General features: G+C 35.6%; 21 protein-coding genes. 16 read left to right on the top strand and 5 right to left on the bottom strand.

From position 1 onward, the window contains the following. Positions 1-33 precede the first annotated feature (33 nt). Positions 34-2,796 (top strand): carboxypeptidase-like regulatory domain-containing protein, encoded by a 2,763-nt coding sequence (locus tag ACLJX0_RS06795; RefSeq protein ID WP_410879368.1) that lies wholly within the window; start codon positions 34-36, stop codon positions 2,794-2,796. A gap of 3 nt (positions 2,797-2,799) precedes the next feature. Beyond that, on the top strand, positions 2,800-4,401 hold the full coding sequence (locus ACLJX0_RS06790) for a DUF6850 family outer membrane beta-barrel protein (RefSeq protein WP_410879367.1): 1,602 nt from the start codon (positions 2,800-2,802) through the stop codon (positions 4,399-4,401). A 69-nt stretch (positions 4,402-4,470) separates the two neighbouring features. Here ACLJX0_RS06790 and ACLJX0_RS06785 read toward each other — a convergent pair whose 3' ends face one another. Further along, the gene (locus ACLJX0_RS06785; protein WP_410879366.1) at positions 4,471-5,931 is read right to left on the bottom strand and encodes an FAD-dependent oxidoreductase; all 1,461 of its coding nucleotides are present in this window, start codon (positions 5,929-5,931) and stop codon (positions 4,471-4,473) included. A 415-nt stretch (positions 5,932-6,346) separates the two neighbouring features. Then, a complete protein-coding gene (locus ACLJX0_RS06780; RefSeq protein WP_410879365.1) occupies positions 6,347-7,312 on the bottom strand; it encodes an alpha/beta fold hydrolase in 966 nt (321 codons plus the stop codon). Positions 7,313-7,857: 545 nt separating this feature from the next. Between ACLJX0_RS06780 and ACLJX0_RS06775 the strand changes: the two genes are divergently transcribed. The 4 genes from ACLJX0_RS06775 to ACLJX0_RS06760 all read left to right on the top strand — a co-directional run bounded on the left by ACLJX0_RS06775 (position 7,858) and on the right by ACLJX0_RS06760 (position 11,730). Further along, positions 7,858-8,877 (top strand): hypothetical protein, encoded by a 1,020-nt coding sequence (locus ACLJX0_RS06775; protein WP_410879364.1) that lies wholly within the window; start codon positions 7,858-7,860, stop codon positions 8,875-8,877. A 699-nt stretch (positions 8,878-9,576) separates the two neighbouring features. Beyond that, the gene (locus ACLJX0_RS06770; protein ID WP_410879363.1) at positions 9,577-10,305 is read left to right on the top strand and encodes a hypothetical protein; all 729 of its coding nucleotides are present in this window, start codon (positions 9,577-9,579) and stop codon (positions 10,303-10,305) included. Positions 10,306-10,310: 5 nt separating this feature from the next. Continuing rightward, positions 10,311-11,006, top strand: coding sequence for a hypothetical protein (locus ACLJX0_RS06765; protein WP_410879362.1), 696 nt, complete (start codon positions 10,311-10,313; stop codon positions 11,004-11,006). Continuing rightward, on the top strand, positions 10,999-11,730 hold the full coding sequence (locus ACLJX0_RS06760; RefSeq protein ID WP_410879361.1) for a hypothetical protein: 732 nt from the start codon (positions 10,999-11,001) through the stop codon (positions 11,728-11,730). Before ACLJX0_RS06765 ends, ACLJX0_RS06760 begins: the two co-directional genes overlap by 8 nt. A 230-nt stretch (positions 11,731-11,960) precedes the next feature. Here the strand turns inward: ACLJX0_RS06760 and ACLJX0_RS06755 are convergent, their stop codons facing one another. Further along, positions 11,961-13,163 carry a hypothetical protein gene (locus ACLJX0_RS06755; RefSeq protein ID WP_410879360.1) on the bottom strand — a complete coding sequence of 401 codons (1,203 nt, stop codon included), beginning with the start codon at positions 13,161-13,163 and terminating at the stop codon, positions 11,961-11,963. Positions 13,164-13,501: 338 nt separating this feature from the next. On the opposite strand from ACLJX0_RS06755, the gene ACLJX0_RS06750 reads away from it, so the two are divergent. The 9 genes from ACLJX0_RS06750 (at position 13,502) to ACLJX0_RS06710 (ending at position 23,444) form a co-directional block, all read left to right on the top strand. Next, positions 13,502-15,811 carry a TonB-dependent receptor plug domain-containing protein gene (locus ACLJX0_RS06750; RefSeq protein ID WP_410879359.1) on the top strand — a complete coding sequence of 770 codons (2,310 nt, stop codon included), beginning with the start codon at positions 13,502-13,504 and terminating at the stop codon, positions 15,809-15,811. A gap of 4 nt (positions 15,812-15,815) precedes the next feature. Next, positions 15,816-16,532, top strand: coding sequence for an HmuY family protein (locus tag ACLJX0_RS06745; RefSeq protein ID WP_410879358.1), 717 nt, complete (start codon positions 15,816-15,818; stop codon positions 16,530-16,532). Between the two features lie 18 nt (positions 16,533-16,550). Further along, positions 16,551-18,047, top strand: a complete 1,497-nt coding sequence (locus tag ACLJX0_RS06740; protein WP_410879357.1) for a leucine-rich repeat domain-containing protein — start codon at positions 16,551-16,553, stop codon at positions 18,045-18,047. A gap of 12 nt (positions 18,048-18,059) precedes the next feature. After that, the gene (locus ACLJX0_RS06735) at positions 18,060-19,148 is read left to right on the top strand and encodes a DUF4903 family protein (protein ID WP_410879356.1); all 1,089 of its coding nucleotides are present in this window, start codon (positions 18,060-18,062) and stop codon (positions 19,146-19,148) included. A 53-nt stretch (positions 19,149-19,201) separates the two neighbouring features. After that, positions 19,202-19,795, top strand: a complete 594-nt coding sequence (locus ACLJX0_RS06730; RefSeq protein WP_410879355.1) for a calycin-like domain-containing protein — start codon at positions 19,202-19,204, stop codon at positions 19,793-19,795. A 341-nt stretch (positions 19,796-20,136) separates the two neighbouring features. Continuing rightward, a complete protein-coding gene (locus tag ACLJX0_RS06725) occupies positions 20,137-20,955 on the top strand; it encodes an alpha/beta hydrolase (protein WP_410879354.1) in 819 nt (272 codons plus the stop codon). A gap of 181 nt (positions 20,956-21,136) precedes the next feature. Continuing rightward, entirely contained in the window at positions 21,137-21,631 is a 495-nt protein-coding gene (locus ACLJX0_RS06720; protein ID WP_410879353.1) for a DoxX family membrane protein, read from the top strand. 127 nt (positions 21,632-21,758) lie between these two features. Beyond that, entirely contained in the window at positions 21,759-22,640 is an 882-nt protein-coding gene (locus ACLJX0_RS06715; RefSeq protein WP_410879352.1) for a helix-turn-helix domain-containing protein, read from the top strand. A gap of 93 nt (positions 22,641-22,733) precedes the next feature. Next, positions 22,734-23,444 (top strand): siderophore-interacting protein, encoded by a 711-nt coding sequence (locus ACLJX0_RS06710; protein WP_410879351.1) that lies wholly within the window; start codon positions 22,734-22,736, stop codon positions 23,442-23,444. Positions 23,445-23,541: 97 nt separating this feature from the next. Here the strand turns inward: ACLJX0_RS06710 and ACLJX0_RS06705 are convergent, their stop codons facing one another. Both ACLJX0_RS06705 and ACLJX0_RS06700 read right to left on the bottom strand, forming a co-directional pair. Then, the gene (locus ACLJX0_RS06705) at positions 23,542-24,162 is read right to left on the bottom strand and encodes an isochorismatase family cysteine hydrolase (RefSeq protein ID WP_410879350.1); all 621 of its coding nucleotides are present in this window, start codon (positions 24,160-24,162) and stop codon (positions 23,542-23,544) included. A gap of 38 nt (positions 24,163-24,200) precedes the next feature. Beyond that, a complete protein-coding gene (locus tag ACLJX0_RS06700) occupies positions 24,201-24,689 on the bottom strand; it encodes a nuclear transport factor 2 family protein (protein WP_410879349.1) in 489 nt (162 codons plus the stop codon). Between the two features lie 102 nt (positions 24,690-24,791). On the opposite strand from ACLJX0_RS06700, the gene ACLJX0_RS06695 reads away from it, so the two are divergent. Beyond that, positions 24,792-25,112: a MerR family transcriptional regulator gene (locus ACLJX0_RS06695; protein ID WP_410879348.1), complete on the top strand. Its 321-nt coding sequence runs from the start codon at positions 24,792-24,794 to the stop codon at positions 25,110-25,112. The last annotated feature ends 58 nt before the right edge of the window (positions 25,113-25,170 follow it).

Genomic DNA, 25,170 nt, shown 5'->3' with positions numbered 1-25,170 from the left:
CCTTGTTGTCAATAGATTTTTTATTCTATACTTATGATTATTAGATATTTGTGTTTTGTTTTGTTTCTTTTTCTTTCGCTGGGCATTCACGCACAAGAAAAAAGTAAAAACGGACGGTATACCTTGTTTGTTCAACTCAGTAATCCAGAGGCAGAGTCAATTCCCTATGCAACCGTTGAAATTGCGAGTTTAAATCTTATTGTTACGACTGATCAAGAGGGAAAAGTTCAAATTAAACTTCCTGAAGGCTCTTTTACGCTGGCTATTTCTGCTTTGGGTTATCAGCCTCAAGAACATCAGGTTGTTTTGCAACAAGACAGGACGTTGTCTTATGCAATGACAAGACAGAGTGTGGAATTAGAAGAATTTGTAATTATGGCTCAATACAATAAAAAAAAGCCAACAATAGCCACGATTACACAAACCGCCCTTACTTATATTCAACCAACTTCCCTTGTGGATGCTTTGGTCTTACTTCCTGGTAGCGTTTATCAACAACCTTCTTTGAATCAGTTTAGTGGGGTTAATTTCCGTCAGTCAGGACGAGATTCCAATAGTTCACTTGGTGTCTCTATTGTCTCCAACGGCGTAGCCATGAATAGTGATGGTACTCGAAATCAACTCTATGGTATAACGGCAAATTCAAATCCATCCTATGGGAAAGAAGGCAATCTTGTTTTCAATGCAGGAATGGATATGCGGATGATTTCTACAGATCACATTGAAAGTATTGAAATTACTCGAGGAATTTCTTCTGCAAAACAAGGGAATCTCTCGAGTGGTCAAATCAATCTAAATGCCAAACAAGGAATCAGTCCTTTGGAGCTTCGTGCTAAGGTAGACCCAACGGTTCAATTAGCCTATATTGGAAAAGGATTCGCTTTGCCTGAACGATTAGGAGTTTTGCATCTTGGTATGGACCTGCTCAGTGCTAAGCCCGATGTGAGAGAATCATTAACTAAGTTTACGCGATTCACGGCACAGGCGAATCACGTTGTTGACTTTGCTCTTTTTGACTATGATGTGAGTATGAATACGAAAGTCAACTATACACAAACCTTAGATAATTACAAAAGTGATCAATCTACGGAATACAATGATGAAGTATACAAAGTACAATATAACAAACTCGATTTTACCTGGAAGCTGTCCTCTTTTTTAGATAAAAGCTGGATCGATAAGTTGGAACTGTTGGCGCATGTTGATTATACGAAGGATCGCTTAGACCGTTCTTTGCAGGTGTATTCAGACGGTGGAGTGAATATGTCTAATGCGACGGAACCTGGTGTACACGAAGCTTACTTTTTGCCTTCTAAATACTATACGAGCTACCAATTAGACAATCAACCAGTCAATATATTCTTACAGTTAAACGGTGGGAAGTACTTCAATTTAGCGGAAGGGATAAATCAAAATATCCTATATGGAGTGGAGTATAACAGCGCTAAAAATTACGGAAAAGGAGCAGTGATTAACCCCGCATTACCTCCTTTTCCTTCTAATAATGCCTTTATCAGACCTCGTGCTAATAAGGCCATTCCCGCTTTAATACACACGGCCTATTATCTTGAAAGTAAATGGGATATGGCAGTTGATGCGTTGCGATCAACAACAGATTTTACTATGGGAGTACGAGGGGTACAATTGCATAATTTACCAGAATCATATGCATTAAATAACAAACTATTAGTGGAACCTCGCTTGCAGTTGAATTGGACCACCCACTATGATGAAGAAGCTATATGGACCACTAATTTGAGAATTGGGTATGGGCAACAAAATAAACTTCCTACGCTAGATTACCTCTATCCAGACCCGATTTACTCGGACTTAGAAGTTCTCAATTGGTATGATACAAAACCTGAAAATCGCTTGCTTTTGACGCATACGTTTATTCACGAGGTGGAGAACAACCAATTAAAAACAAGTAAAACAGATAAGTTTGAAGTGGGTGCTGATGTGTATTGGAAAGGATTTTCCTTTTCGCTTACTGCTTTTTCAGAACGTTCTGCCCGTGGATTTGCCTACCATTACGAATACATTCCCGTAGTCTATACGAAATTGACCACCCCTTTGCATCCGATTGAAGGTAAACCTACAGCTGAGGATTTTGAAACAAAAGAACAACATCGTTTTGTTTCTTTGCCCCGAGTACGTAACAGTAGTACGATTGAAAAAAAGGGAATAGAATATCGCTTGGTATTTCCTACCATTGAAGCCATACAAACTTCTCTTGAAGTTAACGGTGCTTACTATAAGACCGAATACAGCTCAAATGAACCCAAGATGTTTTATCCTAAAACCATTTCAAATAATGAAACCTATCCTTTTGTGGGAATTTATCCCGTGGCTCCATCAACAACCCTAAGCCGGTTTAATACCAACTTGTGGATCAATACACGCATTCCCAAATTAAAACTAGTATTTACCACGTTTGTACAAGCCTTGTGGTATACAACTTCCCAACGTGGAAGTAGTGAATCCTTTGTTCCTTCTGCTTATTTAGATGAAAACAACACCATTCACCCTGTTGATTTTAAATCAATAATTGCTGATCGACCAGACTTACTTCCCTTAGATTTGCGCAGTGAAAAAGCGAACTTCTCTGTTGATAAAACAAAACCCGATTTTACGATTAACCTCAAAGGAACCAAAGAGTTTAAAAACTGGGGGAGTATTTCCTTTTTTGTCAATAATATCATTAATATCAATTCAAAATACAAGAATAATTACAACGTAAATCAGAGAAAGTGGAGCTCTCCTTATTTTGGTATTGAAGTAACCCTTAAACGCTAAACCATGATGAAGTTAACACAAAAAATAGGTGTATTTTTGTTTCTATACAGCCTCAGTGTAGGACTGGTTGCCCAGGAGTTTTCATTAGTTCCGCTTTCAACCCTACAGGTGCTGGATTCGACAGCACAGCGAATGAATCTAGGGGAACAACCCAACTATGTATGGAATCCAGCCTATTTAAATAAAGAAAAAATACATACTTCTCAAACACAAATAACTACTTTTTATCAAGATTTCAAAGAAAAAAAGAGCTACAACATCCTCAAAGGAAAAGAGTTTAGTGCTTATGGTCTACAAGCTCATTGGTTTACACCTATTGATACTACCGCTAATTTTTTAGGGCAGGTTCGCTTTGCAAAAGGTAATCAAGAGGATGTTTATGCTAATACGATGCGGTTATCGGAAGCCTATGGTCCCTATTTACTCCTCCATAAAAAAACTTCTGATTTCAGCTTCCAACACTATGACGTACGTGGAACATACAGTAAGAAAATAGCAGCTATGACTTGGGGACTACATTTATACTATACTGGAGATTATGCATATAAACAAACGGATCCCCGAGCGAAAGCTATTGGAAGTTGGTTTGGTGTACAACTCGGCGGAATATATGCTGTATCTCCTCAACACGAAATTGGTATAAGCTCAACCTATGAAATTCATTCACAACATGTTGAATTGGATGTATGGAAGGGAAACATAAAGCAGCAATTCTTACTTCTTCGCGGTTTTGGCATGTACGATCACGATCACAAAGATCAGGTTTTTTCCAAAAAAAGAGTCTATAAGCAACAACAAGTAGATGTCAATTTAATGGCTTCGTTCTGGAAGAAAAGTCCTTTAACGTTGGAGGTTTTCCTTGATGGATTAGTACGAAAAATGAAAACAGAAGAGGAAACTACGATCAATTTATATCAACTGACTACAACAGTACTTCAACCACAAATAAGGCTACATTACACCTTTACTCCCGCTTGGCAAACCCAGATTAAACTTTCGCATATGCAACAGCGCTTAACTGGTCAGGAGAATCGCTATAGTTATCAACGCGTCAATGAGGACTATTCTGGAGTGTATGATTATGTAAAAATAGGCGCACTAAAGCCCTATACTTTAGAAGATGATGCCTGGAAAGTAGGGTGGAAGTGGAGTTATACCGTAAATCAACAGTGGAACTATCAATTCGGTATACAGTATACGCAGACAACCGTTGATGAACGCTATCAAGGGACTACTTTTCGTACCAGACTAGAAAAAAACAAACCAGGATTAGGTCTAAACTTAAATTATAACAAGCATAAACACCAAGTATGTCTTGGATTTCAGGTCGAAAGTGAAAAAAGCAGCAAAGCTGATGCACAAAAAGACAGCAGTTATGAGAGCCTGTACGATGAGGTGTATTATCCGATGTTTGTGTACCAAAGTATGGATAAAACCACTTGGTCTATGGCGTTGAATTACAGCTATCAACTCAAAGAAAATCAGCGTTTAGGAGTGAAAGTAGGGTTTTCCAAAATAGAAGGCAATAAAACAAAGCTTAAAGATGTGGAAGCGTTTGCAGTAGAGGCACGTCAATTTTCGATTCAAGGGTATTATCAGTTTTAGGATAGCAATACATGCAAAGGTAACCCCGCTCCAACAGCGGGAGTTATGAAAAAAAATAAGAACAGAAAGCTAAGGAAAAGCAGTAGTCGTTGCTTCACTTTTTGACTTTATTAGCGAGCCTCTAGGTTGATCGCATGGGGTTAAGACAAGAGCAGAATGCAACAGTTGAGCAGCTTGAGCTGAACCTTTTACTTTTGTAGCACTTCGTTCAAACATGGCGGTTTCAAAAGCAGTTAGTACACTTTTTCTCAGCCCCCTTTCTCTCCATTGTGTTGTGGCGGTACATCCCTTTGTAATCATACGTGCTAATAGCAACGCATCCAACAAAGCTTGGTTGGCTCCTTGTCCTTTAAATGGACTCATGGGATGAGCCGCATCACCAAGTAGCGTAATGGCGTTCTTTTCCTTCCAACTAGTAGCATCTACTATTTTTCGGTCATACACAGGATATCCTGAAATTTGAACTGCTAGGGTAGCTTGAACAAGTTGAGGAATCGGGTCATGCCATAGGGTTCTACGGCACGCTTCTTCTTTCAGTGCTTCTGGTCCTAAAGCCGCTAGAACACGAGCCTCATTCTCTTCAATAGGGAAGCTCAGTTGCCACATCACGGAATCTTTTTTGTATGGCATTATATAGATGCGTTCTTGTCCATTAGCGGTTTGAAATACCGTTTCTCCATCCAGTAAGAGGCTGTTAGTCAAGTTTTTTACAGTAGCTAAGGAGCAAATACCCAAAATAACCATACAACCCAAATAATGTAAAGGAGCTAGTTCCTCTCCAAGGCTTAATTTTCGAATGGAACTGCGAATACCATCAGCTCCTACCAAAAGATTGGTTTTAGCTGTCTTAAATGCGCCATTGACTTGGAATGTCAGTTCAATTTCCTGCTCATTTATTGGCTTATAATCAAGTAATTGATGTCCCCATTGGATGTCTTGATACGCGCCCAATTGATTGAATAAGGCGAAGCGCAAGGATTGACGAGCAATGTGAATATTGTTTCTTTTTTGGGTTGGTTGTTGCGCTGTAGTCTGCCATTTTCGAAATCCCCATTCCCCGAGTATTTTTCCATCGGTATCGTGGACGATGTGTTTCGTAGAAATAACTTCATCTTCTAATGTTAGAAGGCCAAAATCTTTCATGACTTTACTCGCTTGTTGTAAGGTGAGACCATAGCCCTGCGAGCGTGCATCAAAGTGTAAATCACGTTCATATAAAGTAAAAGGAATTCCACGGTGTAAACAGGCAACTGCTAATGCCATTCCGCCAATACCGCCACCAATAATAGCGACATGAGGATAGGTGATATCTACAGGTGGAGGACAAGAAGCAGGAACAATACCCGACCCAGCACATTTCGAGCAGGTAGAAAAATGGGAAATGGAAACCCTTAGTGGTTCGATGGAAGTATCTAAGGTTTGTTTGTTTATCCTCGCTTTTTTTCGAGGCCCTTTATTTTTCTTTCCAAGCCCGTGGCAGGCCATACATACGGTCCAATATACCTGTTCTTCTTCCTTTTCTTGCTTCATGCTATTGTAGTGGGTTTCTATCGCCCAAACGAAGAAAAACAAAACGTTAACCGATTGGGAGCCAGTCTAGGTGGCAAAGTTACGATAAACGAATAGCAAATAATAGAATTCAAAAAGTAAATACAGCAAAAATTGTAAAAAAAAATGTCGTTTTCCAGTTCTATGCTTAAAAACAAGATCAACTGCAATCAATTCTCTTGGATAATATGCGTAATAGCTTGATATATAACTGTTTATTTTTAAGCTATTTTCTGTACGTTATCGCTCGTTTTCTTTATATTGTGAGCGTACAACCTGTAGAGTGCCTCCATAGTAAGTCCAATAAAAACGTTGCTTTTACTGGACTTACTATGGAGGCACTATGGACTCACAATGGACACATTACCTATAAAACCTTTTTGTGAATATCTTTTTCTTATCGTTTATCGCTAATTTTTTTTAAGTGATCAGCTATTCCATCCGCCGTTTGTTTGGGATGAGAAATAAGTCCGCCATGCCCAGCGCCATGGATTGGATAGAGTGCCACTGCAGGAACGCGTTGCTTTATCTCTTTGGCAACTGCTGGGTAAACTAAGATTGAATCCGTTCCTGTTAGCAGGGTTATTTGTCCAGTAAATTGATTGAGGTTTTCTGGCTTAATGTTTAATCGTTCAGGATCATTGGCTTGATCAAGCCAGGTGCGATAACTAGCTGTCATCGTATGCCTCGCTCTTTCGTCGAATATCGTGTACCAACTCCCTTGACCAAATGCTACTTTTTCGATAAAAGTAAACGTACCCTGCTCAATATCCCCTTGTTCTAATAAGGTTTTACTTTTTTGCATATCCTCTTGTACGGCTGTTAGCATGTGTTTGTATTGCGCCTGTCCTTTCAACAGTCCAAAAATAGGAGGTTCATAAATAACAATACTTTCAACGCGGTCTGCGTGATTATTAGCCAATTCTATTGCGATATTAGCGCCATAGGAATGTCCAATAAAATGCGCTTTTTTAAATCCCAACGTATCAAGTAGCGCTATGGCATCTTGTACATCCATGGATATTGTCCCTTGTTTTTTATCAGGACCGGAAGCACTGTGTCCTCGTCTATCATATAAGAGGATGGGATTGGGGGTTGTTTTACTTAACTCTTCAGCTACGGCTAGCCAGGAATGATGATCATCCCATGAACCATGAATAAATACAATAGGCGTACCACTCCCTTTCTTATATCGGATAGCCAATTCTGTATCTGCAGTATGAACAAGATAGAGAGGGGTATTTGGGAGTGTGAAATTGGCAGTATCTGTTGTGGATGGAACTTGTGCATAGGACGTAAAAGAAGATAGTTGGAAGAATAAAAACAACAAGAGTGACAATCGTATAGGAAGAAGTAGATTCATTATTTGCTATTTAATAAGATTAAGTATAAATAACAAAGCTACATAAAAAAAGAAGAGTATTATACTCTTTCTTTCTCTATTAGCGTATCTTTTACTCGATATGTCAAAAAAAGCTTTCAATCGCTTATTGCGTGATTTTATGCTATAGTCCACGATTCTTTTCCTTTCAATAGTTTGAAAGTTTTATTTTTTGAGGAAACAGCTAATTGTTTTACTTTGTTTCGAAAGACTTGAAGTGTTCTTATACTTTGAGCATGCGAATTGCGTTACTTTAGTTCCTTCACTTTATGTGTAAAACCTCCTTCTGCATCTCCGTTGGCAAAAGTTAAAGTTTTTGTTCTACTCAATTTTACAATCTATTTTACGTTGTAAGCTTAGGAAGAACCGTACAAAGTTAACAGGTATACTCAATCCAATAGGTTAAAGGAACAGCAAATTTGTACGAAAAGTAAAGAGAGTTTCTCTTATTTTTTATTTATTTTTTTAAAATGAAACAGGAACAAGTGTGTTGTTTTGATAACGTTCAAAGTAAGAATTTTTCAAATATGATTAGCAATCTAGTGGGGGTAATTGCTTTGTTTTTGTTAACCCTTCAAAGCTTTGCTCAAGATCAGACTGCTGTAGTACACGTAAAAAATGACAGTATAAGTGTACCTAAAAAAGTAGTCAGCTATGCGGCTGATAAATTTACTGTTATACGTCCTTTAAATATTGAATTTACTAGTGTTTCTCCCTATAATTTTAGTCTTAAAAAAGGTCTTCCCTCAGTAAAAGAAGGCAAAGTAAATACATTTCGACAGGCTAAAGTAACAGCCACGATTCCTTTTATTAAAAAAAAGAACTATGTTTTTGCGGGAACATTAGGGTATAAATACACGGCGATAGATTCTGATCTATTTGAGTCCTTTACACGAAATCCCACAGCGAATCAAACTAACTTTCACAACCTTTTTACGTCTTTAAATTTTGTGTATTTTTCTTCCTTATTTGGCAAGCGAACGGTTTATTCTACGAGTTTGATTGTCGATGGTAGTGATAGCTATGTTGAAAGAGTAAAAGGACTGGCATCAGGGGTTATTATTTTAAAAGGCGATGCTAGAACAGTTATGAGTATTGGGGTAGCTGTTACTATTGATCCTACAACGCAAGTACCTGTTTTACCTGTTTTTACCTATGAGCGTAAATTTAACCATGGGTTTGTTTTTGATGCAACACTACCAAAAAGTATATACCTAAGAAAAAATATGTTTACTGCGAGTAGACTATCCCTAGGAAGTGAGTTGGATGTTACGTCTTTTTACTTGTATAATTTTGACGAGGTCAAGCAACGCTATGAATACAGGCAAGTGGATGTGAATTCTGGATTTATTTACGAACACGCTTTTGGCGAGTTTGTGCTAACCGCTAAAGCTGGATTAAAAGTCACGCCGTCTTCGCGTATTTTTGAAAAAGAAAAGTCCTTTAAGAAAGCTACGGTAGAATTCAAACCAGATCCTACTTTTTATTTCAATGTGGGTATTTCCTTTAATCCTTTTACACTACTAAAAAAGAATAAAGAAGCTTAACGTTTTTAAAATTACTCATAACAACAAAGAGAACCTAAGCTCTCTTTGTTGCTGTGAAGTGTAATACTTAAAAAAAGCAAGTGGAGTAGAGAAGGAGGGCTTTTATTGCGAGAAAAGTTTGTTTACCTGCTGCGTATGCTAACTTTAGTCTAAAAATATAATGTTTATTTCCCACTACACTTTTAAGATCTAAGTATCTCCTTTTTTACAAAAAAGAGCAAACCTCCTGTTTTATTTACTCTCCTAATCGCTAATTGCTAGTAAAGGAATAAAAAAGCAATGCGAATTGTACAATGCTACTAGTTAAAATAAAAATACTCAATTTTAGAATATTTTTCTTCCATATAAAATTTGATTGTACAAAATTCGAAAATATCGATTGTACAACTAAAGATGAGGATTTTTTGCGAACTTTAACTTTTTACATTCTTTTGAATTAAAAACAATAAAGCCGTTATTATTGTGTATAATTTATTATTTATTCTTAATAAAGTACTGTATAGTTAATAAATTAAATTTACTTTTATTAATAAATTAATTATAAGTAAATTTGTAAAGTTAAAATATAAGCCCAATTTATTCACAAACACGAAAAAAGGGAAGGAATATGATTTATTTCCTATAGAAGTGGTGGTTCGAATAAATGAGGCTTGGATTCTATGCAATGAAAAAGGTAACTTAGATTAATAGTGCAAAAGTATGATTAGAAAAATTAAGAGAATAGTATTTCTTGTTTTGTTGGCACAAAGTGCAGTTTCCTATGCCCAAGTAGGAATGGGAACAGAAAATCCAACAGCAGATGAATATGAAGTAAAAGGCAGTGTGCGATTTCGAAGTTTGGAACATAAGGGATCTGCTACACATTCTAGGGAATTAAGAAGTGATAATCTTGGTCGTTTGACTGTTGTAGAAAGTAAATCTGAAGAAGGACTTTATTTCAGCAATCTAGTCAAGCAGTTTATGACGGAAACCGTTACTGTACCTTTAGGTTATCCACAGGATTTAGGTGTATTACTCCGTGTTGATCTAAAGCCTTATAGTGAAACTACGGTTATTTTGTCGTATAATATTCCGGTTTTTATGAAGGTAACCACAGCCTCTCCTGTTCCGCATTTTGCTGTAGTCCAATTGAATAGAAAAAGAGAAGGTTTGGTTACGCCACTTTACGGCGGTTCTAGAAAGTTTTCTTTTCCAGTAAGTTATCCTGGAGATGCAAATGAACTAAAAGGGATGTTTCTTGATGGAAAATATGTAGATGTTATTCAAAACAACTCTCCAACGACACAAACGGTAGAATACTCTTTATTTGGGATTATTCAAGCGTCGAGTTTTACAGCGGCTTTTTTTGGAGATGATCCAAATAATACCCAAGTAGGAAATATGGGAGTAGGCGTTTTTTCGGCTATGATTTTCAATAAAACATACTAAAGAATATGATAAAAAATATAGTGTTATATAGTGTATTATTCTTTATGCCTGCTGTTTTTGCGCAAGTAGGTATTGGAATAGAAACACCAGAAGCTGACTTAGATGTTAATGTTAAGATGAGAGTTAGCAATCTACCTAATGTAGGTGGAGAATTGAGAGAATACAATAGAGTTTTATATGCAGATGCAGATGGAAATCTAGGGTATCGTACTAGAGGATCTGCATATATCTATCGCAATAGTTATTTCTCTAAAATGGATAAATATTCTAATGTTAGAAACGTATTAACAGATTTAAATTTATCAGTAATAGTTCCAGTTCTACCCATGAAAAAGTCTTTAATTGAATTGAGTTATAGCATGGGAGTGATGAATGGTGCAAGTGGAAATGCATCGATCTTAGTTGGTAAAACACCAGGTTATGGAGCGGAAGAAATGTTACACAATGCAACTAGAACCTTTTCTTTTGTTAATGGTTATTCTTCTAGGGCTACTGCCCATGGACGAGCAATATCCAATACCTATTATGACGAAGTAGAGAATAATACCCCTTATGTTCTATTTGTTACGTATAAGGTATATGGTATTGTGAGTACTAATGCGAATACTAAATTTGGAATGTTTACTCATGCGAGTTCGACTGGCTCAAATTTTAACTGGGGAAGGGGATCATTAAGTGTTAATGTGTTTGATTATGAATAATATAAAAATTATAAAAAAAAGTCTGGTACTAGTACTATTTCTTAGTCTGACTACAGCTTTTGGGCAAATAGGTATTAATGTCGAAACGCCATCGGCTAATTTAGATGTCAACGGAGATGTTCGATTGCGAAAATTAAATAATCCGACTGGTTTTAACCGCCAAGTATTAGCAAATCAAGACGGAGTACTAGGGTATAGTGATTTAGGAGAGGATAACTATGCTGTTAAAGATATCCTCTTTAAAGTGATGCCTGTAACCGTAAGTTCAACAGCAAGTGAAGCTTCTGTCTGGAAAGGACCAAGTCAAGGAGCAGTTGAATTAGGTTTGGATATCGTAGTTCCAATTGAGCCCTTTTCTTCTACAGCTATCGCTATTGAATACAATATACCTATTACTTCAACTATAGCTAGTGGGTATATTGGAGTGACATTAGTTAAATTTGAAAATGGAGTGATGACTGAATTAGAGGAAGGATCACGAAAATTCACCCTTTATAATACCCCTTTACATATGGGAAATATGAGGTATATTACGATGCCTGTTTCTGGAAAAGCAACCGACATTGTTTACAATAATACAAATCAAACGAAATATATTACCTATTCATCTAAAGGTTATATTGAAATTGGGGCTGGAACTACATATTTTGGAAATCCTTTGCAAAATAGCGACAACTTTGGTACAGGTATTTTAGTAATACAGGTCTATCAGAAAAAATTATAGAAATAGACAAGAAAGTAAAACCCAATCAAAACCAATTATAATAACAGAAGTCTGCTTGATTTTATTCAAGCAGACTTTTTTTTGCTTGTATACTTTGTATAAAACGTTAGTTTAATTCGGTTCAACAAGTGAATGTATTTTTTTTAAAATAGCCCCCGATAATTTACAGTTAAATGGATTTACAATGGAATCAGTAGGATATAGTTAAAATTAAAACTACCTAAGCGAAATCATCGTTTTGATTGTAAAACGTTAGTGCACAATAAAAGAAAAATTCCCAAAGGGAAACCGATGGAACAAGCAAACAGCCAAGTATTTCCCTGAAAAATAAAGGATGCTCCTGTAACTAGTGTAAGGCCTTGCAGGACTAGTACCAACTGTGTGGAGGCAAATGCGCTAAGCAAACAAATAGTAGCTAGTTTTACTACCCCATTTACTCTAATTTGGTTTAGTTGAATCAACAACCAAATGCCAAATCCCGTCATTATTCCGAGCATATTTAAATGTATAAATCCAATAATCCAACTGTGAATTGCCTGAGTTGAAGTAGCTATTGTTTCTATAACCGTACTCAATTGAACTAAGATTCGCAATACTAAACTACTACAGGCCAATAACAACCACAATTGACTAAATTGAAAAACCTGTTTTAGCTGTATTTTTTTCCAAAGGGAATAACCAAAGATACCAAAGGCAAAGCATTGAGCGATTACGCCCATTGTATTGATCGTAAAAAATTGGGGAGCATCTAAGTACCAAGCCAATACTAATCCAAAAGTTAGAGCTATAGAAAGGCTCCATAGCCAATAAAAAGAAGTAAAATAAGGAAGGGATTTTGTGCCTAAAAAATAGTGAAAAAACAAGGTAATGAAAGCCGTAAGAAACCATCCGTTTAGTTGAAAATGCAAGAAAAATTGAATACAGAGTTGAAAATAAACACTAGTTTTTCCCACTATTCCCCCGATAGGTCCTAAACACCAAGCACCAAGTGTGGACACAAACAGACAAATAATTGCCGTTTTTAAAAGTCGCCTAGTTTGCGGGTTTTCTATTGTATTGTACTTCCACAAATGATAGCCAAAAGCGTAAGAACACAATAGGTGGAGGGTAGAAAAAACAATGGAAGGTGCCGCATACCCTTGAAAAGGAAATGTTAGTGTCATTCCTATAACGGCCAGCTGGGTGAACCAAAATAAACGAGTATAAAATCGTTGCTCTTTAGTCGTTTGAATTGAAAAAAAGTGAACAAACAAAACAAATACAAGCATATACAGCCAGCCTAGCATGGCTAGATGCGAATGTGCATGCAGCACATTAGAATAGGTAAAATAGGCATTCACTTCAGGATATACAAAAGCAGCTCGTAGTAAGAGTCCAAAACAAGCGGCTATGAAAAAATTGACTAAACTTATAGCACTATACATTGGCTTCATAAAAATAGAAATCGAATAGTAAATAGGACTTTATTAAACTAAGTAGGTATAAATTGATTGTGAATTCATAGCTATTTGGCTCTGTAAATATAAGTATAAATTGAACTTTTAAAAACTGAAATAGGTCAGTTTACTTGTGTTGTTTTGTATAAAATAGTATTTAATTTAAGATAAAATAGTTTAAAACTCAAGATAAAACGAGGTTATTTGGTTTTAGAATTAGCATAAATGTTAAATAACGCTAATTTACATATAAATTATATTTATTTAGATTAAATACAAATAATAAAATATATTTGTGTCAGTTAATTTTCTGATTATCAACTATATTTAAGACTATGTTTAAGATCAATCTGCTTTTTTTGTTCTTTATTTCCTTTTTGAGTTTTGGTTTTGGTTTTGTAGCTCAAGCTCAACCTAGGGTTATCAAAATTGTAGATGAGCAAACGAGTGAGGTTATTTCGGCTGCTAAGGTCGTATTGCTAACTAAAGAGCAACAAGTGTTGTATTCAGATGACAAGGGCGAGGTCGTATTGAGTCAAAAAGGAGACCTCACTTTTTATATTGATGCCTTTCAATATGAAGTTAAAACGGCTGTTCTTACCTCGAATCAAGACTTTATATTAGTTAAACTTAGCACAGAGAATGAACTAATTGACGATATTATAATAACCACATCAAGTAGCCAACTTAAACGAACAAAAGATTCTTCCGTATTAGTTCAAGTTATTTCGGGAGAGAAAATGGCTGAGGCTGGTTTTACGGGTATTCAAGATGCTTTGATGAGTGAGATTCCCGGTATGAATTTTCAAAAAGTAGGTTTTGGAACAGATGTGAATGTAGCGGGATTAGATGCTAGAAATATTCTATTTCTCATTGATGGGGAGAAACTAACAGGGGAAATGGCTGGAAATCTCGATTATCAACGTTTCAATATTCATGCTGTAGATCACATTGAAATTATAAAAGGGGCTTCTTCTATTTTATATGGTTCGATGGCCTCGGGTGCTGTTATTAACTTAATTACCAAAAAGACAGATCAGAAGTTTGCCTTAACGGCAGGGGTGCGCTATGGAGAAATGAATCAGAGAAACTATAAAAATCCTAAAAAATCTGATTTCCTGTATATGTACGAGAAAAATGTAGATCGTCCTAATTTGCAAGGGTGGCTGTCTATGGGGAGTAATTTAGGCAAAGTAACCTTACAAACAGATGTTCAATATACGAGCACAGATGCATACTATTTATTCCAATCTGGATATGATAAAAAAATGTTTCGAAAAAATCCGGGTATTGGCCTGTTGCGCGATACGGTTGTAACCAGTTATGTTGAAAGACCTCCTTTAGGAATTGAAGGCGACGAATTTGTGAATATTTCCCAAAAGATATATTTTGATCCTTTAGAGAATCTTCATTTTCAAGTGTATGGGACTTATTTCTTTATGAATTCTTATGATCTTATTCAGGACCTTTTATTTAATCAAACAGAAGATCTCTCTGGAGGAGTAAAAGCCAAGTATAGCCTAAAGAATTGGGGTGAATTTACCGCTAGTATTCATACGGATACTTACAAAAGGTTTAAAAGACACGAACGTGTGGATGAGCGTAAAAAGCTATATGATTCAAAATTTCTTCAGCCAAAAGTAAGATTTATAACGAATTATTTTGAGCAACACCAATTCACAATAGGCGTAGAGCAAAATGTTGAAAAATTGATTAGTGATCGATTTGGAAGAGCAGGTACATTAACAGAAAGAGAATCGAAGGAAATCGAGTCTTTTGTTCAAGATGAATACTCAGGGATCAAAAATACGAAAGTAGCTGTAGGGCTCAGATCTTCTTATAATGAGTTGTTTGGTACGAATATAGCTCCAAAATTTTCGATTAAGTATGATGTAAAAGAGCAAGTTTCTTTTCGATTAAATTATGCTTCGGGCTATCGTATTCCAACAATAAAAGAAAAGTTTTTTGATTGGGATCACTTAGGCATGTTCCAAATCGTAGGTAATCCTGATTTGACCCCTGAAAAAAACAACTATGTTTCCTTTTCAACAGAGTTCCAAAGTAGCGGTTTATTTATTAATGTAAATGCCTATGCAAATTACTTCAAGGACAAGATAGAAGGGGTGTGGAGAGTATTTGAATTTCAATACAATTTTGAATATCAAAATTTAAATAAAAGCAATATTAAGGGATTTGATGTTTTAGGAAAAGGTAAAATCAATACTAATTTAGCTCTGAATTGGTCTTATTCTTATGTTCATGTAAGCAAAACAAATGGGGTACAACTCAATACGGCCTCGCCTCATAATGCTAATATTCAACTTGAATATAGTTTAACCCGTAAAAACTATGATTTAAAGATCACGTCAAATACCAATGTAATTGGAGCTAAGACATTTAATGTTCAAGATAAGCTAATGATTAATGGCACGGCAAAGGATGCTTATTTTGAGGTAGACTTACCTACGTATTCGATGACCAATTTGGTTGTCAATCAAACTTTTTACAGTCGCTATAAGTTGACCCTCGGGATGGATAATATTTTTAATTACAAACCTTCTTTACTCGGAGCTGGCGTATCTATGTTTAATATTCCTGCAACTCCTGGTAGAAGAGTGTTCCTACAAGTTGAATATAAATTATAAACAAATGAAAAACCAGTTGCCTTTAGTACAAAAAATTGCTTGCCTAATACTGCTAATTCATTTGCCTATGGCTTGTGTAGAATATGATGCGCTGTCCTACGATGGAAAAAATTTACCTCGAATTACAGCCTATAGCAATGATTGGTTGTACTATAATCTGAGAGAGGATAAGTTCTTAAATCCTTTTTCCTCTGGAGATTCACTCTTTCGATCCGCTGACCGTCCTATTGTTGAAGGGGAACAAAAGGATCGATTGGATTGGGATATTGCCTTTAATCGATTTAATATACGAACAAATAGCGGTTTAAGTGGTCATGGAAAAGGGGGAGCTTACGATATGGGATTAGTTTCCTATGAGAGTATAACTTCAATTGCGCAAATTCCCTCGCATGCCGTTTTTGTTACCGATACACTAGTCAATATTACCATGAGTCAAGAACAGTGGATTCTAGAAAGTAGTAAGACAGGAAACACAGACCCTTGGTTTGATCCCAATAGTGGGCCGAAACAAATGAAATCCACAGCTAATTTAGTGCTTGCGAATGCTTTGCGTTTTTCGGGTCCTCCACCTTCGTACCAACCCTCGTATCATGTGTACATCATTCGCAGTGCCGAAGGGACACGTTTTTTTAAACTATTGATTATCAGTTGGTATGACCCTGAACTTGAAATTGGGGAGAGCGGTGGATTAATTAGCTACAAATGTGATGAAATTTTTTAAACTAAAAACACGATAATTATGAATCAAAAAATGGTAAGCTTTACAGCTATTTTACTTTTAATGGTGCAGTTTATATCTTGTTCTTCTGACGATAATACTAAAAAAGAGCGCGAACCAGATAATGAAGCTGTTGAAACTGTAGAAATAAAAGACAATAATCTAATTGTAGCCCTTAAGTCATTAGGGTATACGTTTGAAGGTAATGCCATCAAAATCGATCAAAAAGTAAAAGATACGCAAGAACTAAACCTTTCTTCTCAACAAATCAGTGACCTAGAAGGAATTAAAGCCTTTAAAAATTTGAAGGAAATAAACCTAGCGGATAACAACCTAGATACTGAATTTGACTTTGCTGTTTTACCTCCTACACTGACTGGAATCCAATTGCAAGGGAATGAGTTATATGAGTTTTTCAATCTGAAACTATTGACTTTCAATAAATTGTACTTACCTGAGAGTGCAAAATTTAATATGGAAGAGGTTTTGGATTTTTATAAGACAAATAAAGAAGCTGTGGATAAGGGAACGGTAGATATGCAGATGCTTGTTCAGGGAGAATTAAAAAAATATACCACACAAAGAGCGATTCCTGATCCGATTTTGAGGGATTATATGAAGGAAACTTTTCCTTCTTTGTTTCCTGGTTCTGGTGATTTGTTAGATATCGCAACTCCTTTGCGAATCCCAGAAAATACAGCTGAGTTTCACTTGGGAGAGTATATTAGTTTGAAGAAGAATAAAGATCCTAATTATGATGAAACCAAGGATCCTGATTCGTATGACAATACCTATCTGTATCTAGAAGAGACCGATGATAAGTACAAAACGAGTAAGATTGAAAATTACGAGGGCATACAATATGTCTTACAACACAAAGATTACGGAGCTAGTTGGGTGGATCTAAACAATAACCATCAAGCGAAGAATACAAGTATTCGCTATTTAAAAATTCCAGATAATGGCGTTACTTGGTTATGGATGCGAAATTTTAATATAGCCAAAGGAATTAAGATTACTAGTACTTCTTTGAAGCGACTAAAATTAGAATTTATGTCTGGTTTTAAAACCCTTGATTTAAGTAGTAGTGCAGATTGGTTTGTAGGTGGAGCCTTAACAATGTCAGATATAGTAATCTCCAATTGTTTGGATTTAGAAGAAATTATTGTACCAAAGAGCAAATTATCCGATATGCAGTGGGGACAAATCAAACTTTTGTATTTACCCAAATTACAAAAAGCGGATTTTTCACATTTAAACTCACTTTGGGGAACTTCTTCTTTTAGAGGATTACCAGTGTGGAACGTACAATTTCCTAAAACATTAACAGCAGTTGAACATGAAATCAAACTCTCTTTTGATCAAAGCATGCTTACGACTCACAAAGAAAAAAGTATCGAATTAATGCATAAAGTAGAAGCTTCAACCCCCAGTGCAGCATTTTTTTATTGTGGGCCAAATGCAAAAGGAAAATGGGTGAATACCCAAAAGATGGACAAAGATGGAACTATTTTATAAGGACAATATAGTATGAAACAAACAATCTATTTTACCTTTCTTTTTTCCCTATTCGTATTGCTTGGTGGCTGTAGCACCTCGGAATCTGAAGTGGAGTTAGAAAAAGAGAAAGAAAATCTTTTTGAACAGAAATTTAAAAACAAAGAGGTTATTATGTATACCCGAGCTTTTCGTTCTAATGGAGAAAGAACAGTAGGAGAGAAGGGGATGCCAGTGAAGTTTAAGTTTGATTATAATAGTAACGAACCCAATAAACTTTATTTTGAAATGCCCGAATTTCAATTTGGCAATATGCCATTAGCTGCTACTATTAGTGGAAAACTGGATATCATAAATAGGTATGTGGATGCCTATCCTGAAAAAAAGAATTGGATTTATTTTGGTAGTCGCAGTACAAAAGCGACCGCTGGATCCTACATCTACAATGAACAAGGCGATCGAATTCAATACGATTCAAGCCCTAGTGCAGAAGTAAATGGGTATTATAATCCCGATACGAATGAAATTTTTATGGATATCAACTTTAAGTTGATGAGCGTAACTTCAATCTCTCCTGATCAACCGTATGATGCCCACCCAGTTGATCAGTATTTAGCACTTTTGGACAACTATTATGATATGCATCGACAGATTGATAAAGTGCGATATAAAATGTTTAATTTTTCGAATCAATCATTCAATGCGACCTTCACGGATGCAGAAAATAACAGTATAGATCTAGCTATTCCCTTGAGCTTTAGCTATGATCTGAACAACCCGAATCAGACTAGAGGTAAACTAAATCCCATCAGTTTTGAGTTAAATGGAAAAGAGTACACTGTTGATTTTGAAGGCGATATAGATTTTCTATTTAACCCTGATCCCCCCATTTATCAAACTTGGAAAACACCCATTCACACCAAGCTTTTACAATGTAAAACACCGAGAACCGCCAAGGTAATTGTCGATGGTCAAACAAGTGAAGGAGCGATATTAACTGGTTTGTGGCGTTCGTCAGATTGGCTTGGGGATAATTACCAGTATGCTAATCTTAGACTGACAGAAATAGATATTCATTTTAATCAAGGATTAAAACTTACCCTTACTGTTGGAAGTAAATAAAAGCGTAACTAAACAAAAAATATCATTCTTAACCTTTATAAAACAATAATAGTATGAAAAATTTTAAATTTATTACCACTTTATCTCTGTTCTTAGGCGTATTAATCTTTAGTTCTTGTAGCACAGAGGATAACCAAGATCAGCCGTTAAATCAAGAGGTAGAAAACAAAACATTTTTTCACGATTTGTTTAATCAACAAACGGCACCAAATAGCAGTCGTTATGCGACGTTTGCCGCTGGTGATTATGCGGGAATATACACGGGTACCTACGTGATAAACAGTATGCTAGCAGGATCACAGCCTGGTGATTATGCTGATGTGCAAAATAAGAGTATTACCTTTACGGTAGATGAAACCGCTCGAACAATTGGTTTGACTATTGAACCCTTTAAAGTAGGGAAAATGCCTGCAAATATTGAAATTGAGATGGAGGATATCCCGTATGTAGAAAGTGGAAATACAATTCATTTTCAAGGAACACAAGAAGACGGTTTTAGTGTTTTAGGGGTGTATTCAACTATCGATGTAGAGGGAACTATTACAAAAAATGGCACTAGTTACTTGATGCAGTTAAACTTTACTGCAAATAGCGCTTGGGGACCTATGGTCATTAATGCCGATGTAGATTTTACAGGAACCAAATAGAATAAATAATTTGCCTAGTTAAAGGATGTTTAGTTAATTAAGTGAGCGGATTTTCGCTTGAATAGTCGGAGGATGAGTCTTCCGACTATTTTTTTCACTTACTTATTTGACACTTTGTTCGGTATATTAAAGCATTCGGTTGGCCTCTAATACAATTTCATTGTGACTCTAATAGCGTACTGGATATTCTGTCGTATCCTCGACTGCTTTGGTGGTTGTGTTTATTATGCTTCAATTTTTATTGCTAATCTTTACTATAAAAATGTATTTTTATAGTAAAGAATGAGAGGTACTACCATTTTTTATTGAAACACTTTTTTAAAATTAAAAAACACGCTAAAATGAAACAAAAAATTATGATTTTATTGGGGTTATGCTGTGCCACTTGGATAATAAGCTGTGGTAATAAAGCCACAACACAGGACATAGTACCTATACATGATACTTTTAAGTTACAGTCAAATCAATTAAAAGAGGAAAGGATTATTAACGTATGGACCCCAAAAGAGTATAGTACTACCCCTGATTCCTTGCCTGTGATCTATATGGCTGACGGAGGGATAGGGGAAGATTTTCCTCATATAGCCAATACACTTGAAGAGCTAATAACTGAACAAAAAATTCCTGCTGTTATCTTAGTTGGAATTGAAAATACACAAAGAAGAAGAGACTTGACTGGATTTACAGCTGTTGCAAAAGATAAAGAAATTGCACCAGAAGTAGGTGGTTCTAATCATTTTAGAGCATTTATAAAAGAAGAATTATTTAAGGAAATCGATAAGAGATACAGAACCAAAGAAGAAAAGACGATACTAGGAGAGTCTGCCTCAGGTTTGTTTGTAATGGAGACCTTTTTTGTTGAACCAGAGATGTTTGCGAATTATATTGCCTTTGATCCTTCACTATGGTGGAATAATCAGTATTTGGTTAGAACCGCAAAAGCCAGTTTAGACAAGAATAGCTCCATAAAAAGAAAGCTTTGGTTTACTGGATCGAATGCTGCTGATATTGCACCCTATACAAATGAGTTAGCCATTATTTTAGCAGACAATGAAACTGAAACTTTAAAGTGGAAATATGCTGATGAGCCCAATGAAAAACATACAACTATATTTAGAGCGACTAAAAAGCAAGCGTTGATGTGGACACTTAAAAAATAAATTGGAGCCTTATTTTATTGGAATGGAGCTGGCATTACACAATATATTCCCCCGTAAAATCCATATTATTTACGGAGAAGTGTATTTGTAACAAATAAAGTTTTATTCGACTCATTAGGATTATAAATGATTAGAAAGAAATAGCAATTTTATGGTATACAGGAAATTAAGACAGAGTAAAATGGCAGAAGCCCTTATTATTGGCATTCGCTTTTTAGTTGGATTTGCTTTTATCCCTTCAGGCTTAACCAAGTTACTGAATCGCCGTTTTACTGCTATAAGTACGGATGATCCAGTAGGCTATTTTTTTGAAGGATTATATCAAGCCACTTTATATTGGAATTTTCTTGGGTTTTGCCAAGTCTTTACTGCTTTTTTACTGTTTACTCAAAGATTTGCTACTTTAGGAGCCGTACTTTATTGTGGAATTATTTGCAATATTTTCATAATCACAATAAGTATGAACTTTAAGCTTACATGGGTTATTACTATGCTTATGTTGCTCGCTGGGATTCTATTATTAGTCTGGGATTGGCATAAAATTAAAATACTTGTTGGCCTTTATCCGAGCAAATATGAAATAGAAAATTATAAATCACCTTCTTTACTTTGGCAAATTATCGGTTTGGTACTATTTATATTTTTCACAAGTATGATGCACTCATTTACAGCCTAGTTCATGTTATTTAATTCAGATAACTTCTTTTGTATATACACATCAGAAAATGATTCACTCGTTCTAAAAACATAACTTTCATCAGACAAAAGTTATACCTTAGTACTCCATTTTGAATACACGAACCATGTCCAAAAGAACCAACCACATTCCCTTAAATCCTATATTACACGCTTTTTTTGATGGAATTCACTTGGGCTCTGCTTCAACAGAAGAACTGCAAGCATTAAATGTAGAACTGGAAGCTAAGAACGAAGGTATTGCTCAACCTCATCGGGATGATCATCATTTTTTTATTGTATTAGAGCATGGAGAGGCTTGTATTGAAGTTGATTTTGTGCGCTATACCCTTCAACAAGGAACTATTATTTATATTCATCCTGGACAGGTTCACCACCTACTTTCCTTTCATGAGGCTAGGATTCGCTTTCTGGTTATCGATACAGAACATATACAAGAAAACTATCTGTCTGTTTTACAGGACCACATTCCATTTATTCCCCTGCAAATAGAATCACAAGACATAGTGCTTTTAGTAGAAACCTTACGATTGTGTACTCAATTTGCTGAACACAAAAACGAGAAATTCTATTTTTCCTTCTTAAAAAATGGATGTAATGCCTTTATTGGTTTGGTACTTTCGGCTTATTTTAAGGAAATCAAACAAGAAATTAAATCTTCTCGTTATGAGATTGTAACCAAAGCCTTTAAAGCCAAATTAGAAGAACAATTTGAAAAACATAAAAGTCCAACATACTATGCGGAGCAGCAAAATTTATCTGTTGCCTATTTAAACGAATGCATAAAAAACACAACTGGACATGCTGTTTCTTTTCATATTCAACAGCGTATTGTTCTACAAGCCAAACGCATGCTTCGCTATTCTAATCAAACCGTAAAGGAGATTGCCTTTGCTTTAGGTTATGAAGATTATCCGTATTTTACCCGCTTGTTTAAAAAGGTAGTAGGGGTAAGTGCAGTAGCTTTTCGAAATAAAAACAGCGAATAGTCCAATACTTACATTTGTTTAGTATTGGGTAAAAAAGGAATCTGTTGTTGCTTTGCTTTTATAAAATAAAGAGCGAATAAACAACGTAATATCATGATTTCAACCCTACCAAAATGGGTGAGTAGCATTTTTGGAAATGCACTACGTCCCAATATGAAGATTATAGAAATAACCTATGTAAGTACAGCAATTAAACAAATTCGATTTAAAGGAGATATTTCCAAATGGAATTTTCAAGCAGGCTATGCGAATGTTATTCGAATCAACGATACCGAATTTAGAAATTACACCGTAGCGGCTTACAATTTAGAAGAGAGCACATTTGATATGATTTTTAATCTTCACGGGCACGGTGTTGGAAGTGAACTTCTCGCTACGTTGAAAATCGGTGATGAACTATTCATTACATTGCCCCGAGGTAAAAAACTCTATGAATCTTTTGTCGAAGAACAACTGTTTTTTGGAGATGAAACCTCTTTGGGATTGGCTTGTTTCTTATTGCCTCTTTTCAAACAAAATAAGCATCGTTTTCATTTTTATTTTGAATTACACCCGTATAATTTTGAAGTTCCCCAGGCCTTGGGATTAGAAAACTATACCATCGTACCAAAAACCAAGGCATTTACAGCGCCTACCTGGATTGAAAGCTTATCATTTCTTCAAGATCCGAATTGGGTAAACGCCAATTTTATTCTCACGGGTAATGTCAATAGTATACAGCAAATAAGAAAAACCTTAAAAGCCAAGAAGGCAGGAAGAATTTGTTCGCAAGGATATTGGCTAGAAGGAAAAAAAGGATTATAAGCTATGTATTTAGTTAAATAGATGTAGGGATTAAAAAATAAAAACACACCAAGTATGATGTGTTTTATCAATATTAGTCAAAAAATAAGGACTTTTCTTAAAAGTTTAAGTGGCAAAATCCATCCGTAGTTAATTGCTGGCCAAAGTGATGGACAATTTCATTCAAAAAATAGGCCTGTTGTATTTGATTAAAAGCGGCAGTAGCATCTGAGAGGACAAAAGTGTTATATCCTTTTTCATGTGCATCCCTAAAGGTGCTTTCAATGCACACATGTGTTGCATAACCAACAAGGTAAAGGGTGTCAATTTTGTTGTTTCGTAAGTATACATCTAAGTTAGAACCCGTAAATCCGCTGGCGCCTGTACGCCCAGTTACAATAAATTCATGCGCTAACGGTTTGACTGTTTCAAAGAAAGCCGATCCAAATTCATTTTCCTGAAAGGTTCCTGCATTTGGAATCGCTTTTCGAAGTCCAGCTTCTGCTTTTCCCATTTCTGGATATCCTTTCTTAAATCGAAGTCCGACGTGAATCACCTCCATATTGTTTTCTCTTGCACAAGAAAGTACTTTTTCAATGTTTGTTATGGAGTTTTGCATCAGTTGAGTGTCTTGGATAAGCGCTTTATTGAGCTTCCCCTCGGGATGCATCCATTCGTTTTGTGTTTCAATTAAAATCAAAGCTGACTTAGACTGAGTTTGAGCGAAAATCGTGTTCATAAACAATAAATTTAAGAGTAATAAAAATGCTTTTTTCATTATAAATCAAGATGTAAAGGGTTAATACTATATTCTTTAGAGACTTTAGATACTGCCATCCAGGAATCGCCAAATTTGATGTAGGATAAATAGTCGGTGATCAGTAACTGTTCACTTCTATAAAATTCAGTTTTAACTACAGCTGTACGGTCCGTAAGGTCTAGTACCTCGATGGTGTAGCATAGATTTCGTATTCCTGACTGTACTTTCTCTGGGGAGTCTTTATAGGCTTGAACAATTTCAATCCATTGGTTTAAAGGGAGTTTGATGATTTCATTTCCTTTGGGAATAAGAATTGAAAAATCAGGATGAAATCCTTTTCTCATTTGCTCTATATCCAATTTATTTAAGGCTCCTTGAGCAAAGGTTTGTTCCACTAAGCGAATAAGTTCGTTTTTGGGATGGGGTAAAGGAGCGTTTTGTGCAGACATACTAGCTGTTTTAAAAGAGGTTCCTATAAGTACTAAAATAGAAAATGTTCGTATCATACATTTAATGTTTAAAATTTACTTTAATTGTAAATAAATTACAATTGCAAATGAAGGACTTATATTTTATATTTACAACATTAATTGTAAATAAATTACAAAATGAAAGAAAGCAAGGATAGTGCGGATTTATCTTTTGACTTCGATTTCTTAGATAAACTCGTGGTTGGAATAGGGGAAGTTGCTCAAATTACAGGGATTCCCACTCGTCAAATTAGGTATTGGGAAGAAAAGGGAATTATTACAAGTTTAACGGAAGAAGAAGGAAAAAACAGACGATATAATTACGAGAATATCAAGAAGATGTTGTTAATTAAGGAGTTAATGGAGGAAGGATATACGTTAGATGCTTCCGCTGATAAAGTGAAAAGACGCATGGAAATGATTGAAGAAACATTAAATAAGATTAAAAAACAGAAGTAACAGTACGAATAATAGAATTAGATTCTATTATTTAATTGAATCTATTTCTTCTTAATCA

It is taken from the genome of Myroides sp. DW712 (assembly GCF_046557355.1).
In the GTDB taxonomy this organism is placed as follows: domain Bacteria; phylum Bacteroidota; class Bacteroidia; order Flavobacteriales; family Flavobacteriaceae; genus Flavobacterium.
The sequence above is the reverse complement of the archived record's forward strand: the minus strand, read 5'-3'. Positions and strand labels throughout refer to the sequence as shown.

What these genes read in the sequence shown, in the direction of transcription:
- ACLJX0_RS06735 (WP_410879356.1), top strand. Translation starts at nt 18,060, where the DNA reads ATGAAACAAACAATCTATTTTACCTTTCTTTTTTCCCTATTCGTATTG.
- ACLJX0_RS06770 (WP_410879363.1), top strand. Translation starts at nt 9,577, where the DNA reads ATGATTAGAAAAATTAAGAGAATAGTATTTCTTGTTTTGTTGGCACAA.
- ACLJX0_RS06760 (WP_410879361.1), top strand. Translation starts at nt 10,999, where the DNA reads ATGAATAATATAAAAATTATAAAAAAAAGTCTGGTACTAGTACTATTT.
- ACLJX0_RS06720 (WP_410879353.1), top strand. Translation starts at nt 21,137, where the DNA reads ATGGCAGAAGCCCTTATTATTGGCATTCGCTTTTTAGTTGGATTTGCT.
- ACLJX0_RS06765 (WP_410879362.1), top strand. Translation starts at nt 10,311, where the DNA reads ATGATAAAAAATATAGTGTTATATAGTGTATTATTCTTTATGCCTGCT.
- ACLJX0_RS06700 (WP_410879349.1), bottom strand. Translation starts at nt 24,689, where the DNA reads ATGATACGAACATTTTCTATTTTAGTACTTATAGGAACCTCTTTTAAA.
- ACLJX0_RS06785 (WP_410879366.1), bottom strand. Translation starts at nt 5,931, where the DNA reads ATGAAGCAAGAAAAGGAAGAAGAACAGGTATATTGGACCGTATGTATG.
- ACLJX0_RS06750 (WP_410879359.1), top strand. Translation starts at nt 13,502, where the DNA reads ATGTTTAAGATCAATCTGCTTTTTTTGTTCTTTATTTCCTTTTTGAGT.
- ACLJX0_RS06695 (WP_410879348.1), top strand. Translation starts at nt 24,792, where the DNA reads ATGAAAGAAAGCAAGGATAGTGCGGATTTATCTTTTGACTTCGATTTC.
- ACLJX0_RS06715 (WP_410879352.1), top strand. Translation starts at nt 21,759, where the DNA reads ATGTCCAAAAGAACCAACCACATTCCCTTAAATCCTATATTACACGCT.
- ACLJX0_RS06710 (WP_410879351.1), top strand. Translation starts at nt 22,734, where the DNA reads ATGATTTCAACCCTACCAAAATGGGTGAGTAGCATTTTTGGAAATGCA.
- ACLJX0_RS06745 (WP_410879358.1), top strand. Translation starts at nt 15,816, where the DNA reads ATGAAAAACCAGTTGCCTTTAGTACAAAAAATTGCTTGCCTAATACTG.
- ACLJX0_RS06755 (WP_410879360.1), bottom strand. Translation starts at nt 13,163, where the DNA reads ATGAAGCCAATGTATAGTGCTATAAGTTTAGTCAATTTTTTCATAGCC.
- ACLJX0_RS06740 (WP_410879357.1), top strand. Translation starts at nt 16,551, where the DNA reads ATGAATCAAAAAATGGTAAGCTTTACAGCTATTTTACTTTTAATGGTG.
- ACLJX0_RS06775 (WP_410879364.1), top strand. Translation starts at nt 7,858, where the DNA reads ATGATTAGCAATCTAGTGGGGGTAATTGCTTTGTTTTTGTTAACCCTT.
- ACLJX0_RS06705 (WP_410879350.1), bottom strand. Translation starts at nt 24,162, where the DNA reads ATGAACACGATTTTCGCTCAAACTCAGTCTAAGTCAGCTTTGATTTTA.
- ACLJX0_RS06725 (WP_410879354.1), top strand. Translation starts at nt 20,137, where the DNA reads ATGAAACAAAAAATTATGATTTTATTGGGGTTATGCTGTGCCACTTGG.
- ACLJX0_RS06795 (WP_410879368.1), top strand. Translation starts at nt 34, where the DNA reads ATGATTATTAGATATTTGTGTTTTGTTTTGTTTCTTTTTCTTTCGCTG.
- ACLJX0_RS06790 (WP_410879367.1), top strand. Translation starts at nt 2,800, where the DNA reads ATGATGAAGTTAACACAAAAAATAGGTGTATTTTTGTTTCTATACAGC.
- ACLJX0_RS06730 (WP_410879355.1), top strand. Translation starts at nt 19,202, where the DNA reads ATGAAAAATTTTAAATTTATTACCACTTTATCTCTGTTCTTAGGCGTA.
- ACLJX0_RS06780 (WP_410879365.1), bottom strand. Translation starts at nt 7,312, where the DNA reads ATGAATCTACTTCTTCCTATACGATTGTCACTCTTGTTGTTTTTATTC.